Source organism: Stappia indica (assembly GCF_001696535.1).
GTDB lineage: Bacteria > Pseudomonadota > Alphaproteobacteria > Rhizobiales > Stappiaceae > Stappia > Stappia indica.
Genome location: NZ_MBQE01000002.1, coordinates 218,940 through 234,937 on the forward strand (window position 1 = coordinate 218,940; position 15,998 = coordinate 234,937).

Annotated in this window: 15 protein-coding genes; 4 read left to right on the forward strand and 11 right to left on the reverse strand. The window is 67.2% G+C overall.

Annotated elements, in window-relative coordinates; all coding sequences use genetic code 11:
• Positions 1-44: 44 nt before the first annotated feature.
• The 5 genes from BBX35_RS08995 to BBX35_RS09015 all read right to left on the reverse strand — a co-directional run bounded on the left by BBX35_RS08995 (position 45) and on the right by BBX35_RS09015 (position 5,428).
• Positions 45-881, reverse strand: a complete 837-nt coding sequence (locus BBX35_RS08995; RefSeq protein WP_067218816.1) for a dipeptide ABC transporter ATP-binding protein — start codon at positions 879-881, stop codon at positions 45-47.
• Positions 878-1,756 (reverse strand): ABC transporter ATP-binding protein, encoded by an 879-nt coding sequence (locus tag BBX35_RS09000; RefSeq protein ID WP_083206153.1) that lies wholly within the window; start codon positions 1,754-1,756, stop codon positions 878-880. The genes BBX35_RS08995 and BBX35_RS09000 overlap by 4 nt, the downstream gene beginning before the upstream one ends.
• A 3-nt stretch (positions 1,757-1,759) precedes the next feature.
• Entirely contained in the window at positions 1,760-2,677 is a 918-nt protein-coding gene (locus tag BBX35_RS09005) for an ABC transporter permease subunit (RefSeq protein ID WP_067218819.1), read from the reverse strand.
• A 13-nt stretch (positions 2,678-2,690) separates the two neighbouring features.
• Positions 2,691-3,698 carry an ABC transporter permease subunit gene (locus BBX35_RS09010; protein ID WP_067219916.1) on the reverse strand — a complete coding sequence of 336 codons (1,008 nt, stop codon included), beginning with the start codon at positions 3,696-3,698 and terminating at the stop codon, positions 2,691-2,693.
• A gap of 125 nt (positions 3,699-3,823) precedes the next feature.
• A complete protein-coding gene (locus BBX35_RS09015; RefSeq protein ID WP_088941657.1) occupies positions 3,824-5,428 on the reverse strand; it encodes an ABC transporter substrate-binding protein in 1,605 nt (534 codons plus the stop codon).
• On the opposite strand from BBX35_RS09015, the gene BBX35_RS23380 reads away from it, so the two are divergent.
• The gene (locus BBX35_RS23380) at positions 5,427-5,636 is read left to right on the forward strand and encodes a hypothetical protein (protein WP_141687839.1); all 210 of its coding nucleotides are present in this window, start codon (positions 5,427-5,429) and stop codon (positions 5,634-5,636) included. The two genes, BBX35_RS09015 and BBX35_RS23380, sit on opposite strands and share 2 nt — an antisense overlap.
• Before the next feature lie 154 nt (positions 5,637-5,790).
• On the opposite strand, the gene BBX35_RS09020 is transcribed toward BBX35_RS23380, so the two are convergent.
• Together BBX35_RS09020 and BBX35_RS09025 are read right to left on the reverse strand one after the other, a co-directional pair.
• The gene (locus BBX35_RS09020) at positions 5,791-8,268 is read right to left on the reverse strand and encodes a mechanosensitive ion channel domain-containing protein (RefSeq protein WP_067218821.1); all 2,478 of its coding nucleotides are present in this window, start codon (positions 8,266-8,268) and stop codon (positions 5,791-5,793) included.
• A gap of 131 nt (positions 8,269-8,399) precedes the next feature.
• Positions 8,400-9,980, reverse strand: coding sequence for an aldehyde dehydrogenase (NADP(+)) (locus BBX35_RS09025; protein WP_067218823.1), 1,581 nt, complete (start codon positions 9,978-9,980; stop codon positions 8,400-8,402).
• Positions 9,981-10,151: 171 nt separating this feature from the next.
• Here BBX35_RS09025 and BBX35_RS09030 point away from each other — a divergent pair, with 171 nt between their 5' ends.
• Positions 10,152-11,231, forward strand: coding sequence for a DUF2336 domain-containing protein (locus tag BBX35_RS09030; protein ID WP_067218825.1), 1,080 nt, complete (start codon positions 10,152-10,154; stop codon positions 11,229-11,231).
• 10 nt (positions 11,232-11,241) lie between these two features.
• Here the strand turns inward: BBX35_RS09030 and BBX35_RS09035 are convergent, their stop codons facing one another.
• From BBX35_RS09035 to fliI, 4 genes are all read right to left on the reverse strand, one after another.
• Complete coding sequence (locus BBX35_RS09035) at positions 11,242-11,679, reverse strand: paraquat-inducible protein A (RefSeq protein WP_067218828.1); 438 nt, start codon at positions 11,677-11,679, stop codon at positions 11,242-11,244.
• Between the two features lie 3 nt (positions 11,680-11,682).
• Positions 11,683-12,159 carry an acetyltransferase gene (locus tag BBX35_RS09040; RefSeq protein WP_067218830.1) on the reverse strand — a complete coding sequence of 159 codons (477 nt, stop codon included), beginning with the start codon at positions 12,157-12,159 and terminating at the stop codon, positions 11,683-11,685.
• Positions 12,160-12,294: 135 nt separating this feature from the next.
• Positions 12,295-12,705, reverse strand: a complete 411-nt coding sequence (fliJ, locus tag BBX35_RS09045) for a flagellar export protein FliJ (protein ID WP_067218833.1) — start codon at positions 12,703-12,705, stop codon at positions 12,295-12,297.
• Positions 12,706-12,734: 29 nt separating this feature from the next.
• Entirely contained in the window at positions 12,735-14,060 is a 1,326-nt protein-coding gene (fliI, locus tag BBX35_RS09050) for a flagellar protein export ATPase FliI (RefSeq protein WP_067218835.1), read from the reverse strand.
• 383 nt (positions 14,061-14,443) lie between these two features.
• Between fliI and ctrA the strand changes: the two genes are divergently transcribed.
• Entirely contained in the window at positions 14,444-15,133 is a 690-nt protein-coding gene (ctrA, locus tag BBX35_RS09055; RefSeq protein WP_067218837.1) for a response regulator transcription factor CtrA, read from the forward strand.
• Positions 15,134-15,217: 84 nt separating this feature from the next.
• The gene (locus BBX35_RS09060) at positions 15,218-15,994 is read left to right on the forward strand and encodes an aminoglycoside adenylyltransferase domain-containing protein (RefSeq protein ID WP_067218840.1); all 777 of its coding nucleotides are present in this window, start codon (positions 15,218-15,220) and stop codon (positions 15,992-15,994) included.
• Positions 15,995-15,998: the final 4 nt, after the last annotated feature.

Consider the following 15,998-nt stretch of genomic DNA (forward strand, 5'->3'; position numbering starts at 1 on the left):
GGCCGAAGCCGGGCACAGCCCCAGCCCCGACCCCAGCTTGAGCCTCAGCCGATAGCGGCCTTCTTCTTTTCCAGACGCGCGCGAATGCTTGCGACATCGGCCTTGGGCGTCGCCGCGAACAGCGTGCGCGTGTACTCGTGCTGCGGGTTCTCGAAGACCTCCTCGCGCGTGCCGTATTCGACCGCCTCGCCGAAATACATCACCATCACCTTGTCGGCGATGTAGCGCACCACCGACAGGTCGTGGCTGATGAAGACATAGGTGAGGCCGAATTCGTCCTGCAGGTCGGCGAGCAGGTTGAGGATCTGCGCCTGCACCGAGAGGTCGAGCGCGGAGACCGGCTCGTCCAGCACCAGCAGCCGCGGGCGCAGCATGATCGCGCGTGCAATCGCCACGCGCTGGCGCTGGCCGCCGGAGAACATGTGCGGATAGCGTCCGTAATGTTCCGGCTTCAGCCCGACCTTCTCCAGCATGGCAAGTGCCGCATCGCGCCGTTCGGCCGCGCTCATCGAGGTGTTGAGCAGCAGGGGCTCCTCCAGCACCGCGCCGATCTTCTGGCGCGGATTGAGCGAGCCGTACGGGTTCTGGAAGACGATCTGCACCGCCTGCCGCATCTCGCGGGTGACGCCGTGGCGGGCGATGTCGATCGCCTTGCCGTCGATCTCGATGGTGCCGGAGGTCGGCTGGTCGATCATCGTCAGCATGCGGGCGAGGGTCGACTTGCCGCAGCCGCTTTCGCCGACGACCGCCAGCGTCGTGCCGCGTTCCACGTCGAAGCTGACGCCCTTGACCGCGTGCAGCAGGCGCGGGGCGGAAAACAGGCCGCCGCCGATCTCGTAGTCGCGCTTGAGGTCGCGGACCTTCAGGATGGGATCGCTCATGAGCGCGCCTCCCGTCCGGTATCCGCCCCGTTGCCGGCACCGGGCGTGAAGTCCCTGGCGAAATCGGCAACGGTCGGCAGCCGGTCGCCGGTGGCGTTCTCGGGCAGGGCCGACAGCAGCGCCTTGGTGTAGGGATTGCTCGGGTTCTCGAACAGGGTGAGTACGTCGGCGGTTTCCATCTGGCGGCCCTGATACTGGACGACCACCCGGTCTGCGGTCTCGGCGACGACGCCCATGTCGTGGGTGATCATGATCAGCCCCATGCCGTGGTCGCGCTGCAATCCGGTCAGAAGGTCGAGGATCTGCTTCTGGATGGTGACGTCGAGCGCGGTGGTCGGCTCGTCGGCGATCAGCAGCTTCGGATTGCAGGCGGTGGCGATGGCGATCATCACCCGCTGGCACTGGCCGCCCGACATCTGATGCGGGAACGCGCCCACCCGGCGTTCCGGCTCGGGAATGCCGACGGCGGTGAGCAGTTCGATCACCCGGTCGCGGCGCTGCCGGCGGTCGAGCTTCGTATGCGTCTTCAGCGCCTCGTCGAGCTGGAAGCCGACGGTGAAGCACGGATTGAGGCTGGCGATCGGCTCCTGGAAGATCATCGAGATGTCCTTGCCGATCACCTTGCGCCGGCGCGCCGCCGACAGGGACCTCAAGTCCGTGCCCTCGAAGGTCATCTTGTCGGCGGTGACCGTCGCGGTGTCGGGCAGCAGGCCCATCAGCGCCAGCATGGCGACCGACTTGCCGGAGCCGCTCTCGCCGACGATGGCGAGCACCTCTCCGGCCTCGACCGTGTAGTCGACGCCGGCAAGGGCGCGGAACGGGCCGCTCGCGGTGTCGAACTCGACGCTGAGATTGCGGATTTCGAGCAGGCTCATCGGTCAGCTCCGCTTCAGCTTCGGGTCGAGGGCATCGCGCAGGCCGTCGCCGACCAGATTGATCGCCAGCACGGTGATCAGGATCGCAAGGCCCGGGAAGGTGACGACCCACCAGGCGCGCAGGATGAACTCGCGTGCCTCGGCCAGCATGGTGCCCCATTCGGGGGTGGGCGGCTGTGCGCCCATGCCGAGGAAGCCGAGAGCCGCCGCATCGAGGATCGCGTTGGAGAAGGACAGGGTCGCCTGCACGATCAGCGGTGCCAGGCAGTTCGGCAGGATCGTCTTGAACATCAGCCGCAGCCGGCTGGCGCCGGCCAGCCGTGCCGCCACCACATAGTCGCGGTTGCGCTCGGCCAGCACCGCGGCGCGGGTCAGGCGGACGAAATGCGGCTGCAGCACCAGCGCGATGGCGATCATGGCGTTGACGAGGCCAGGCCCCAGCACGGCGACCAGCACCAGCGCCAGCAGCAGCGAGGGGAAGGCGAGGATCACGTCCATCACCCGCATGATCACGGTGTCGACCCAGCCGCGGAAGAAGCCGGCGACGAGGCCGAGCACGATGCCGCCGCTGAGCGCGATGGTCACCACGACGAGACCGATGAACAGCGAGAAGCGCGCGCCGTAGATCAGCCGCGAGAGGATGTCGCGGCCGACCGCATCGGTGCCGAGCAGGAAGGCCGCCTTGCCGCCTTCCGACCAGAACGGCGGGGTCAGGAAGCTGTCGCGGTACTGCATGTCGGGATCGTGCGGCGCGACCAGCGGTGCAGCGAGCGCGACGAGCACCAGCGTGGTGAAGACCACGAGCCCGATGACGGCGCCGCGGTTGCGGGAGAAGTAGAACCAGAACTCGGCGAGCATCTGCCGCGTGGCGTTGCGGCTTTCGGCTTCGACGGAGACGGCGGAAGTGGGGGTGTCGGTCATGGTCGGCTCCGGCTCAGGTGTGGCGGATGCGCGGATTGACAAGCCCGTAGAGCATGTCGACCGTCAGGTTCACGATCATCACGATGAGGGCGATCATCAGCAGGCCGCCCTGCACGACGGGGTAGTCGCGGCGGGCGATGCTGTCGATCATCCACTTGCCGATGCCCGGCCAGGAGAAGATCGTCTCGGTGAGGATGGCGCCGGCGAGCAGCACGCCCACCTGCAGGCCGATGGTGGTCAGCACCGGGATCATGGCGTTTCTGAGCGCATGCAGGCCGACGACGCGCAGCGGCGCCAGGCCCTTGGCCCTTGCGGTGCGCACATAGTCCTCGCCCAGCACTTCCAGCATGGCCGAGCGGGTCTGGCGGGCGATCACCGCCAGCGGGATCGTCGCCAGCACGATGGAGGGCAGGATCAGGTGGCTGAGGGCCGACTGGAAGGCGCCCTTCTGTCCCGACAGGAGACTGTCGATCAGCATGAAGCCGGTGACCTGCGGGAAGAAGTACATCAGCGAGATGCGGCCCGAGACCGGCGTCCATTGCAGGATGCCCGAGAAGAAGATGATCAGCAGCAGGCCCCACCAGAAGATCGGCATCGAGTAGCCGATCAGCGCTGTGCCCATGATCGCCTGGTCGGCGATGGAGCCGCGCCGGACTGCGGCGAGGATGCCGGCGGGGATGCCGAGCGCCACCGCGATGATGATCGCGCACAGGGCCAGTTCGACGGTCGCCGGGAACAGCGCCATGAATTCGTCGAAGACCGGCTTCTTGGTGACGATGGAATTGCCCAGATCGCCGGTCAGAACGCCGACGATGTAGTCGAGATATTGCTGCCAGATCGGCTGGGAGAAGCCGAATTGCTCCATCAGCTGGTTGTAGCGCTCGGGGCTGAGGCCGCGCTCGCCGGCCAGCAGCAGCACCGGATCGCCCGGCAGCAGGCGGATGAAGCCGAAGGCGACGATCGTCACGCCGATGAAGGTCGGGACGAGCAGCGCCAGTCGTGCGAACAGGAAACGGATCATCGGATGCGTCCAAAACGACCGCACCGGCCCCGGACTGGATCCGGGCCGGTGCGGGATGGCGTTGGCCGGGCCTGTCCGCTCCGGAAGGTGACCTCCGGAGCGCTCAAGCCGCGGCGGCGCGCGGTTTACTCGGCGATGTCGACGCCGTCAAACCAGTGGCCGCCGAGCGGGTCCATGACATAGCCGGACACCTTGGCCGACATCGGCATGAACACGACCGAATGGGCGATGGTGGCCCACGGCGCCTGCTCCTTGAAGACCACCTGGGCCTCTTCGTAGAGCTTGGTGCGCTCGGCCTTGTCCGAGATGGTCTTGGCCTTCTGGATCAGGTCGTCGAACGGCTTGTGGCACCACTGGGCACGGTTGGCGCCGCCGACGCCGTCGCAGCCGAGCAGCACGGCGAGGAAGTTGTCCGGATCGCCGTTGTCACCGGTCCAGCCGAGCAGGATGGCGCCGTCGCGGTCCTTCTCGCTCGAACGCTTGAGGTACTCGCCCCACTCGTAGGAGACGATCTCGACCTCGACGCCGACCTTGGCAAAGTCCGCCTGGATCAGCTCCGCCATGCGGCGGGCGTTCGGGTTGTACGGGCGCTGCACCGGCATCGCCCAGACCTTCATCTTCAGGCCCGAGACGCCGGCCTCGTCGAGCATCTTCTTGGCTGCGTCCGGATCGTACGGATCGTCGACGATCTGGTCGTTGTAGGACCACATGGTCGGCGGGATCGGGTTCTTGGCCGCCTGGCCGGCGCCCTGGAACACCGCGTCGAGGATCGCCTGCTTGTTGATGGCCATGTTGAGGGCCTTGCGGACCTTCGGGTTGTCGAAGGGGGCCATCTGGGTGTTGTAGGCGAGGTAACCGACGTTGAGGCCTTCCTGCTCCATCAGGTTCAGGTTGGAATCGGCCTTGATGTCGGCGATGTCGGCCGGTGCCGGATACGGCATCACGTGGCACTCGCCGGCCTTCAGCTTCTGCAGGCGCACCGAGGCGTCCGGCGTGATCGCGAAGATCAGGTTGTCGATCGGCTGCTTGCCGCCCCAGTAGTCGGCGAAGGCCTGGTAGCGGATCACCGCGTCCTTCTGGTAGCCGACGAAGGAGAACGGACCGGTGCCGACCGGCTCCTGGTTCATCATGTCCATCTTGCCGTCGGCGGCCAGCTTGTCGGCGTATTCGGCCGACAGGATCGAGGCGAAGTCCATGGCGAGGTTGGCGATCATCGGCGCTTCAGGCCGGTTCAGCACGAACTTCACCGTGTAGTCGTCGACCTTGACGATCTCCTTGATGAGATCGGGCATCGACATACCGTTGAAATACTCCCAGGACGCGCCGGCGGTGTAGGCGTGCCACGGATGGTTCGGGTCGCGCTGGCGCTCGAAGGAGAACACCACGTCGTCGGCGTTGAAGTCGCGCGTCGGCGTGAAGAAGGACGTGGTGTGGAACTTGACGCCCTTGCGCAGGTTGAAGGTGTACTCCAGCCCGTCGTCGGAAACCGACCAGCTCTCGGCCAGGCCCGGCAGGACCTCGGTGGTGCCGCGCTTGAACTCGACCAGGCGGTTGAACACCGGCTTGGACGAGGCGTCGAACGTGGTGCCGGCTGTGTACAGCGCCGAATCGAAGCCTTCCGGCGAACCTTCCGAGCAATAGACGAGGTTCTTGGCCGAGGCTGCGCCCGTCGCGAACAGGGCAAGGCTCACGCCCAGAAGGGCGGCCTTCATGCTGCGGCGAATGATCATGGATACTCTCCCGTTTGAATATTCGGCACGTCGCGGCGATGCTTCCCTTTGGGAAGGTTGTTTTTCCGCAGACGGCCTTGAGGGCACATTAGTCGCGCCCGAAACGGGTTACAACAGGATGATGCTTTCTATTTTCGTGGCGTTTTGGGAGAAAAAACCTAAACGGCAGGGCTTGCGAGAATTTCATCGTCACAATTGGCAGGTGTGACGAATGCTTCGTTTCAATCGCAATCACTCCCGGTCATGATGATCCGGTTGTGCCCGCTCCGCAACACGTCGTGCGTTGCCTTGCGTTCGGCAAACACGACAGCCGGGCGCAGGGCGCCCGGCGGTTGCTGATCGGTGTCGGCGATTACGTAGGGTTAGACCTCGTCTTCGGAGGGGATGTCCTGCGGCTTCTTCTTGCGTCGGCGGCGCGGGGCCTTGGGCGCGGAGGCATCGGGCAGAGCGGCCTGCGTCTGCGCTTCGCCGTCGCTCGGGCTGGCGTCCGCCGGCTTGGCGGTGCCTTCGATCACCTTCTCGTCTTCCTCGGCGGCCAGAGCCTTCGGGGGCATGTGGTAGGTGACCTGCGGGAACGGGATCTCGATGCCGCGCGCGTCGAATTCCGCCTTGATGTGCTCGTTGTAGGCGCGGCCGACCGACCACTGCGAGCCCGGACGGGTCTTGATGCGCGCGCGCACCGTGATGGCGCTGTCGCCGAACATGGTGATGCCGTGCATCTCCAGCGGCTCGAGGATCTCCGACTTGTAGTCGGTCTGCATGAGCCGGTCGAAGGCGGCATGCATGGCCAGCTTCACTTCCGTCAGGTCGCTGTCGTAGGCAACGCCGATCGCCGCCACGTGATATGCCCAGCCGCGCATGAAGTTGGCGACCCGGTCGACCGTTGAGAACGGGATCATGTGGGCGGTGCCGTCGATGTCGCGCAGGCGCACCGAGCGGATCGTCAGCTTCTCCACCGTGCCGGTGACGCCGCCGAGCGTCACGACGTCGCCCTCGTTCATGGCGTTCTCGAACTGGATGAAGGCACCGGTGATGATGTCCTGCACCAGCTTCTGCGAACCGAAGGAGATGGCCAGACCGAAGACACCGGCACCGGCGATCAGCGGGCCGATGTTGACGCCGATCTCCGACAGGGCCAGCAGCGTGATCATCACCACCAGCAGGATCGAGAAGGCGTTGCGGAACAGGTTGAACAGCGTCTTCTCGCGCGAGGTCGGCAGGCGGCCGCGCGGGTTGAGCCGCAGGTCCACCCAGCTCATCACTGCCAGCCAGATCAGGAAGCCGACGCCGAGGATGATGCCGGCGGAGGCGGCGCGGCCGGTCCAGTCCTGGCCGTCCGTCGTGCTGAACCAGGACAGCGCATCGATGACGTCCCAAGCATGCAGGATGCCGAGGATGACGCCGACGAAGACGGCAAGCCGCACCAGCGACAGCACCCGGGGCACGAAGGTGTTGAGGCGCCGCTCCAGCATCGGCAGGCGCTCATGCACGTTCTGCGGCAGGCGCACGCCGCCGGCGATGGTGCGGGTCAGCGCCAGCGAGACGATGGTGCCGATCATCACCGTCAGCACCGACAGGACGGTGGCGCGGACCATGAAGGTGACCGCGTCGAACGGGCGCGACAGCCACACGCCGAGCAGCATCAGCACGTAGATGATGGCGACGATGTGCCAGGTGCGCGCGACGATGTCGACCAGGCCGGTGGTGACGACGTTCGACTGGCGCTCGGCATAGGCGAGGATGCGCTCGCGGGTCGCCAGGCGATTGCGCATGATCGCGGAAATCGCGATCACGACGCTGGCCAGCACGATCATCATGCGCACCGAGTCTGCGAGCAGGAACGAGATATTGTTGGCGATCAGCGGCACCACCACCATCGTGCCGTAGCCCAGCACGTTGTAGATGGTGAACAGCCAGCGGCGCCAATAGAGCGCCTGCTCGTCGTCCAGTGGCACCAGGCGCAGGGCCGCGAATTCCGGGCTCAGCGCAAAGCGCGTCAGCACCTTGGCGACCTGGATGAAGAAGAAGGCGTTCAGGAAGAGCGATTCGACCAGCTCGACGTGACGCTGGTTCTCGCCGGTGTAGAGCGCAACGGCATAGCCGGCCCCCAGCGCGAGGGCGACGACCAGCGCCTCGACCAGCAGGTGCAGCACCAGCAGCGTGACGCGCCGCACCACCGTCATCGTCTGGGCCTGTCCGATCAGCCGGGCGAACAGCCGGTCGGCGAGACGGTGCAGCAGCGTGACGATGGCGAAGGCGACGAAAGCGATGATCACCAGCTGCAGCAGGATGCTCTGCACGCGCTCCCAGTTGGCTCCTGCGCTGTAGGACAGCGCGGTCGGCAGCGAGGTGAAGGAGCGGGCGATCCGCTCCACATAGACCATGCCCTCGCTGAGGACGTTCTGCGTCGCAAGGGCGATGCGCAGCGCGATGTGGGTCGGCTGCCGTTCGGCTTCGGCCGGCGCCACTTCGCCTTCCGCGGCGGCCGGAGAGGCCTCGGCAGAGCCGGTCTCGGCCGGCTGGGCGTCAGCCGGAGCCGCGGAGGGAGCCGCCTGCGTTCCCGCCGGAGCGGTCGCGGTGTCGCGCTGCAGATAGTCGATCAGCGCGCCGCGTGCGCCGGGGTCCTGCAGCAGCTGGATCAGCGCTTCCGCATCCCGCCGGCTCTGTGCAACGGATTGCGCCGCTCCCGCCGGACTTCCCGACGCCTGTTCGCCGGATTGCTGCGGTGCCGGTTGGCCCGACTGGGCAAAAGCGGGTCCCGACAGGCTTGAGGGCAACAGCAGGAGGGCAGCAAGCAGCAGGGGGAGGAGGAGACGGGCGACGCGTCCGTTGCAGGGCATGCGGAGTCCTTCTTTTGTCCGCCTTGGCGCTCCGTTCCGTCCGCAAGCAGGACGGCAGGGCGCACGATGGCGGTGTCGGAAACGGCCGGCATGTCGACCGTTTCCCCGGAGGTTTCTCCTAACTACCTACCCTATCGAGGCGTGCCGTCAACCAGACGCGGGCTTTCGGCGTCGTCGCCAAGCCCCTCGGGAAGCAGCTCCGCCGGCAGGTTCTGATAGGCGACGGGCCGCAGGAACCGCAGGATGGCGCGCGACCCGACAGAGGTGGAGCGGGTGTCGGTGGAGGCCGGATAGGGGCCTCCGTGCATCATCGAATGGCAGACCTCGACGCCGGTCGAAAACCCGTTGACCAGCAGCCGTCCGGCCTTGCGCTCCAGCACGGGAACGAGCTGGCGGGCGGTCGCCATGTCGCCGGCATCGCCCGGCTCCATCAGCAGCGTTGCCGTCAGCTGGCCCTCGAGCGCGGCGGCGACGGCGAGGCGCTCCTCCTCGCTGCGGCAGCGCACGACCACCGCTGCCGGTCCGAAGACCTCTTCCTGCAACGCATGCGAGGCGAGGAACGCGGCGGCTGTCGTCTCGAAGACCGCCGGAGTGACGTGGCAACCGCCGGGTGTCTCTCCGGCAGACGCAGCGGCCGTGCGCTTCGACAGCGCCGCATCTCCGGCGCGGGCGTCGACGGCCCGGCGATAGGCGCCGGCAATGCCGGGGGTCAGCATGGCCTGCGCCGGTACGCCGGCGAGCACGTCGTCGGCAGCATTCAGGAACGCCTCCAGCCCGTCGCCCTCCAGCGCCACCACGACGCCCGGATTGGTGCAGAACTGGCCGGTGCCCAGCGTCAGCGAGCGGGCCCAGTCGGCGCCGAGCGTTGCCGCGCGCGCGGTGAGCGCCGCCGGCAGGGCGAAGACCGGGTTGATCGAGCCGAGCTCGCCGTAGAACGGGATAGGCTGCGGCCGCGACACCGCGACGTCGAAGAGCGCACGTCCGCCGCGCAGCGAACCGGTGAAGCCCACGGCCGAGATCAGCGGATGGGCGACGAGGGCAGCGCCCGAGGCGTGGCCTGCGCCCTGCAGCAGCGAGAAGGTGCCGGCCGGCATGTGGCAGGCGCGGATCGCTGCGGCGACGGCGCGTGCCACCAGCTCGGCCGTGCCGGGATGGGCCGGGTGCCCCTTGACCACGACCGGGCAGCCGGCGGCCAGGGCAGATGCCGTGTCGCCGCCGGTGGTGGAGAAGGCGAGGGGGAAGTTCGAGGCGCCGAACACGGCAACGGGGCCGAGCGGGCGCAGGATCGAGCGGATGTCGGGGCGCGGCAGCGGCTTGCGCTCCGGCTGCGCCGTGTCGATGCGGGCATCGAAGCAGTGGCCGGCCTCGATCCAGTCGGCGAAGAAGCGCAACTGGCCGGTGGTGCGGCCGAGTTCGCCGGTCAGGCGCGCTTCGGGAAGTCCGCTCTCGCGCATGGCGCGGGCGACGATGGCCTCGCCGTCGATCTCCATCTCGCGGGCGATGCGGCGCAGGAAGGCGGCGCGTTCGGCGACCGGGCGGGCGGCATAGTCGGGGAAGGCGGCCTCCGCCGCGCGTACGGCCTTATCGACCAGAGCTTCGTCGGCTTCCGCGAAGGCGGGGGCGAGCTGCTCGCCGGTGGCGGGGTCGAGGGCGTGGAAGGCGCCGGGTCCGGCGATCCAGTCGCCGGCGACGAGGTGATGACCGTTCGGCATGGGTGTCTCCAGCGCGTCGGGAACGAAAGGGCACATGGCAGGCCAGCGTAGCCCGCCGTCTACTCGACTACTGATATATCAGCATTGAATCAAGCCTGCGATCCTGCCGTGTCCGGCAAGGGATTGGTAACCGGAACGTGTCAGGCTGAAAGAGCCGCAAAAGGACACCGGATGCTCAACGAACTGTTGAAGCTCGCTCGCAACCCGACTCGCGAGGCGCGCTGCAGGTTGCTGCAGCGCGTTGCCGATCTCTTTTTGGATCGCGTCGGCGAGCACAGCGACGAAGAGCTGCGGCTGTTCTGCGACATCATCATGAAGCTGCTCGACGGGGCCGAGCTGAAGGAGCGTGCGCGCCTGTCGCAGCGCATGGCACCGTGGAGCCAGACGCCGCATCAGATCGCCTACCGGCTCGCAACCGACGAGATCGTCGTGGCGACGCCGATGCTGGAGCTGAGCCCGGCCCTGACCGAGGCCGATCTCGTCAAGATCGCCCGGCGCATGCCCGAGAGCCATCTCCTGGCCGTCGCCCGGCGCGAGGCACTGCCGGGCCGGGTGTCGGATGCCCTGGTGGAGCGCGGGCCGACCAAGGTCTGGCGTGCGGTTGCCGAGAATCGCCGCAGCGGCCTGTCGGACTGGGCGCTGCGGACGCTGGCCAAGCGCTCCTTGTCCGATACGCCCCTGCGCTCCAGCATGGCGGCACGCGGCGACCTGACGCCGCTGATCTGCGAGTGGCTGATCCCGCATGTGAACGCCTCGACCCGTGTGCGGCTGGAGGCGATCCTCAGCGGCGCGGATCCGGGCGACCTGACCACGCCCGAGGCGGACAGCGACGAGCTGCGGCGCAGGTACAATCTTTTCATGGAATCCTGCGACGTCGACGAGGCCTGGCGCCTGGTGCAGGAGGGCAAGTACGGCTTCGGCTCGATCCTCCTGGTGCTGCTGGCCGAAGGGCGTACGGGCGACGCGTTCGAGCTGCTGGCGCGCCAGACCGGCGAAAGCGTCGCCGCCGTCCAGCGGGCGGTGTACCAGGCCGGCATCGACGAGCTGATCGGCCTGTGCCGGGTCTCCGGCACGTCGGACCAGGTGTTCCTGGCGCTGGCGCATCTGCGCTGCAAGCACCTCGGCATTCCCGAGACCCAGGCGATGCGCTGGCTCGATGCCTATCGCCGGACCCGGGCGGCCTCGCCGGGCGGTGGCGGTGGCAAGAGCCAGCCGCGCAGCCACCGGCCGAACGGCGCCCTGCTCTCCTGAGCGTGCCCGTTCAGCGGCTACGCGAGACGATGGCGGCGGCCAGCGCCGTCATCACGGTGGCCGAAGCGTAGAACCACAGGCCCGGCAGGCTGGTCGCGGAGGCAAGGCCGCTGGTCTTGGCCGCGAAGACGACCAGCGCTACCAGCATCACATCCATCATCGACCACTTGCCGAGCGCATGCATCAATGCATGGCCGATCCCCGAGCGACCGGCGATCGCTGCCACATGCAGGGCGAGGATCTTGGCCGCCGGAAAGGCGATGGAGAACAGCCCCACCACCACCGCCAGCAGGGTTTCCTGCTCCCGCCACAGGCCGGCGACGAGCGCGAGCAGCGCCGGACGGTCGGTGAGGAAATAGAGCCGCTCCAGCTCCAGCAGCGGCAGCGTCAGGCCGAGGATGAAGCAGGTCGTCGCGGCCGGCAGCAGCAGGGCGAGAAGCAGGCGCATGGCTCAGCCGCCCTGCATTTCGGCGGTTGCCGCCGGACTTGCGCCTGCCTCGTGCACCAGGTGCAGCAGCGGATAGGGGCGGCCCTGGTCGTCGCGCTCGGAGCGGCCGGTGATGGTGAAGCCGAGGCGCTCGTAGAAGGCGGCGGCACCTGCGTTCTGCTCGTTGACGTCGGTCACAACGCGCGGAAACTGCGCCAGCGCATGGGCGACGAGCGCGCGGCCCGCGCCCTGCCCATGGGCGGCAGGGTCGATGAACAGCGCGTCGAGATGCCCTTCGCTCAGCACCATGAAGCCGGCCACCGTGCCGTCCGCATCGACGGCAAAGGTCAGCGGCACGTCGGGCAGGAAGCCGCGCACCATCTCCTTGATCTCGGCGAAGTCCTCGGGGGAGAGGAAGTCATGGGTGGCCGCGACGGCGCGCTGCCAGATCGCGATGGCCGTTGCGCTTTCGCCTGCGCCTGCGTCTCGTATCGTCCACATGGGCGCTGCTATCCCACGCAAGGCGAGGGAGCGCAAATGCAAAAGGGCCCGCGCTGCGGGCCCCTTGGAACGGGTCGAGGAGAATGGGCGCCGGCCCGCATCGTCCTGCTTGCGCGGCCACGAAAAAGACGCCGGTCAGATCCGGCTCTTGCGGCGTGCCGCCACTTCGTCGAGGGCGTCCTGCTCGGCCGCATCGCGCTCCTGGCGCTCGCGAATCTGGTCGCGCTCTTCCAGCAGCTCGAACTTCTTCAGCTCTTCCAGCGCCTCGCGCAGGTCCTCGCGGGCAGCTTCCAGCTGGCCGTTCAGCTCCTCGGCGGAGTTCAGCAGGTTGTCGCGGCGCTGGGCCGCGGCCTTGGCAAAGGTCGGATAGGCGAAATGCCCCACGTCCGTGATGCCGACACGCTCCTGCTCGGCGAGGATCTGGTCGTCCAGCTCGCGCGCCATGCGCTTGAACTCGTCGACCATCGACTCGATCTGGGCCAGTTGGCGACGGCGCTCGTCGACCTGAAACTGCTTCAGGCGAATGAGACTCTCACGCGACTTCATTACTCAATACTCCCGTTGCGCAGGCCAACTTAAGCGAGAGTCATTTCCAAAAGGTTGGCAAGTTCATTATAGCCTGCGCCGATCGTACTTGCATCGCCCTTCGACTGGCCGAGAAACGTCTCCAGCCGGTCGTGGCGGGCGATGGCCTCGTCCACCACCGGGTCCGATCCGCGGCGATAGGCGCCGAGCCGGATCAGCTCCTCCATGTCCGAATAGGTGGCCATCAGCGCCCGTGCCTTGCGCAGCACCGGCTGGACCGGCTCCGGCACGCAGCGCGGCATGGTGCGCGACACCGATTTCAGCACGTTGATCGCCGGATAGCGGCCGCGTTCGGCGATGGCGCGCTCCATGACGATATGGCCGTCGAGAATCCCGCGCACCGCGTCGGCGACCGGCTCGTTGTGGTTGTCGCCTTCCACCAGCACTGTGAAGAGACCGGTGATCGAGCCCGATCCCGGCCGGCCCGGTCCGGCGCGTTCCAGCAGCTTGGGCAGCTCGGTGAAGACGGTCGGCGTATAGCCCTTGGAGGTCGGCGGCTCGCCGATGGACAGGCCGATCTCGCGCTGGGCCATGGCAAAGCGGGTGACGGAATCCATCATGCACATGACATTGCGCCCGGCATCGCGGAAATGCTCGGCAACCGTCATGGTCAGATAGGCCGCCTGCCGCCGCATCAGCACGCTTTCGTCGGAGGTGGCGACGACGACGACCGAGCGGGCAAGGCCTTCCGGTCCCAGGTCGTCCTCGATGAACTCCTGTACCTCGCGGCCGCGCTCGCCGATCAGGCCGATCACTGCGACATCGGCGGCCATGTTGCGGGCGATCATCGACATCAGCACCGACTTGCCGACGCCCGAGCCGGCGAAGATGCCCATGCGCTGGCCCTCGCAGCAGGTGACGAAGGTGTTGAGCGCGCGCACGCCGAGATCGAGCGGCGGGCCGACGCGGCCGCGCTCGCCGGCTGCCGGCGGGTTGGTGCGCAGCCGCCGCGGTACGCCGCCGGCGGGCAGGGGCCCGAGGCCGTCGATCGGCTCGCCCATGGCGTTGACCACGCGGCCGAGCCAGCCGTCGCAAGGATGGGCGAGGCTCTCGCGCGCGGTCAGCACGGCGCGGCAGCCGAGCCGCACGCCTTCCAGCCCGGCGAAGGGCATGCACAGCGCGCGTTCGTCGCGGAAGCCGACCACCTCGGCCGGCACGGCGGGGCCGTTTTCCCCGCTCTCCACGGCGAGCACGGCACCGACGCTCATTTCGTGTACGGGGCCGGCAACCTCGACCAGGAGGCCCTGCACGGCGACCACCCGACCGTAGATCTCGGCGGGCATCAGGGCTTCGAGTTCGGCAAAGAGCGGGTCCATCTGATCCTCAAGGCTCGGTAAAGAAGGTCCCAGAAAGCGAGGATACGGTAACCTATCGTTTACAAGTTTGGTTAATCTTAATGTCGAGGGTTCTGGATGGCGAGCCATCCTGGGTCCCGCGTCCGGCGTAGAGGTTGAGTCACCTGAGTCGTTTATAGCGGCTTGTTAACGTGACGCTTGAAGATTTTATGGAAAGGATTTCCATTGAATTTTCAAGCATTTGGAAAAGTTTTCCAAACTGGCCTCATCGGCGCTTGCAGGTGTGAATCAGAATTTGTTAACCATTGTCTCACACAGTGAGTCGAGGTTAACCGCAGTCCTTAGCACCGGGAGCGTACTGGCCGGCGCGGCTTGCCCAGGATAGGCAGACATAGGGGATTGGCATGCGTGTCCTGTTGATCGAGGATGACAGCGCAACGGCGCAGAGCATCGAGCTGATGCTCAAGTCCGAGAATTTCAACGTCTACACGACGGATCTTGGCGAGGAAGGAATCGACCTCGGCAAGCTATACGATTACGACATCATCATGCTGGATCTCAATCTGCCCGACATGTCGGGTTACGAGGTCCTGCGGACGCTGCGCGTGTCCAAGGTGAAGACCCCGATCCTGATCCTGTCCGGCCTCGCCGGCATCGAGGACAAGGTTCGCGGCCTCGGCTTCGGCGCCGACGACTACATGACCAAGCCGTTCCACAAGGACGAGCTCGTGGCGCGTATCCATGCGATCGTGCGCCGCTCGAAGGGTCATGCCCAGTCGGTCATCACCACGGGCGACCTGGTGGTCAATCTCGACACCAAGACGGTCGAGGTTTCCGGCCAGCGCGTGCATCTGACCGGCAAGGAATACCAGATGCTGGAGCTGCTTTCCCTGCGCAAGGGAACGACGCTCACCAAGGAGATGTTCCTGAACCATCTCTACGGCGGCATGGACGAGCCGGAACTGAAGATCATCGACGTGTTCATCTGCAAGCTGCGCAAGAAGCTGGCAGCCGCCACGTCGGGCAAGAACTACATCGAGACCGTCTGGGGTCGCGGCTATGTGCTGCGCGAGCCGGAAGAGAAGGCGGCCTGAGCCGGCCTTCCCTGCGACTGAGGTCTTGAGTTTTGATCGAAGGCCCTGCCATGCGGCGGGGCCTTTGTCGTTTTGGGGCGGGCCATGGGCGATGACGGCGAAATTCCGGACCAGACGCGCGCGGTTCTCGCTCTCCTGCAGGGCGAGGCGGACATGCCGCTTGCCGGGCTCTACCTGCATGGTTCGGCCGTTGCCGGGGGCCTGCGCCCGCACAGCGATCTCGATCTCCTCGCCGTTGTCGACCGCCCGCCGGGCGCATCTGCGCGCCGCCGGCTGCTCGATGCCCTGCTGCGGATCTCGGCGCCCTATCCCGCCCCCGTCGGCGGGCCGCGCTGCATCGAGCTGATGCTGTTCGACCGCTCGGCTCTTTCCCGTCCGTCCGCGGCGATGGAGAGCAGCTTCGTCTATGGCGAATGGCTGCGCGCGGGCTTCGCGGCGGGGGATGTGCCGCAGCCGCTCACCGATCCCGAGCACACGCTGGTTCTGGCGCAGGCGCGCCGGCAGGCGGTGCCGCTCGCCGGGCCCCCTGCCACCGACCTGCTGCCCGAGATCGTCATCCCGCATGTCCGCGAGGCGATGCGCCAACTGCTCCCTGGGCTGCTCGAAGGGCTGGACGGAGACGCGCGCAACGTCCTTCTGACGCTGGCGCGCATGTGGTGGACCGCCGGCTCCGGCGCCTTCCTGTCCAAGGACGAGGCGGCGGAAGCGGCCGCCGCTGCCTTTGGTGCGCGCACGGGCGAGGTGCTGCGCGCCGCGCGCCGGGCCTATCTCGGCCTTGCCGGCGATGCCGAGCTCGGCCCGCCCGCGCTCCTGCGCGAGGTTGCCGGACATCTTTCCCGCGAGATCGAGACCCGGCTCTAGCGCT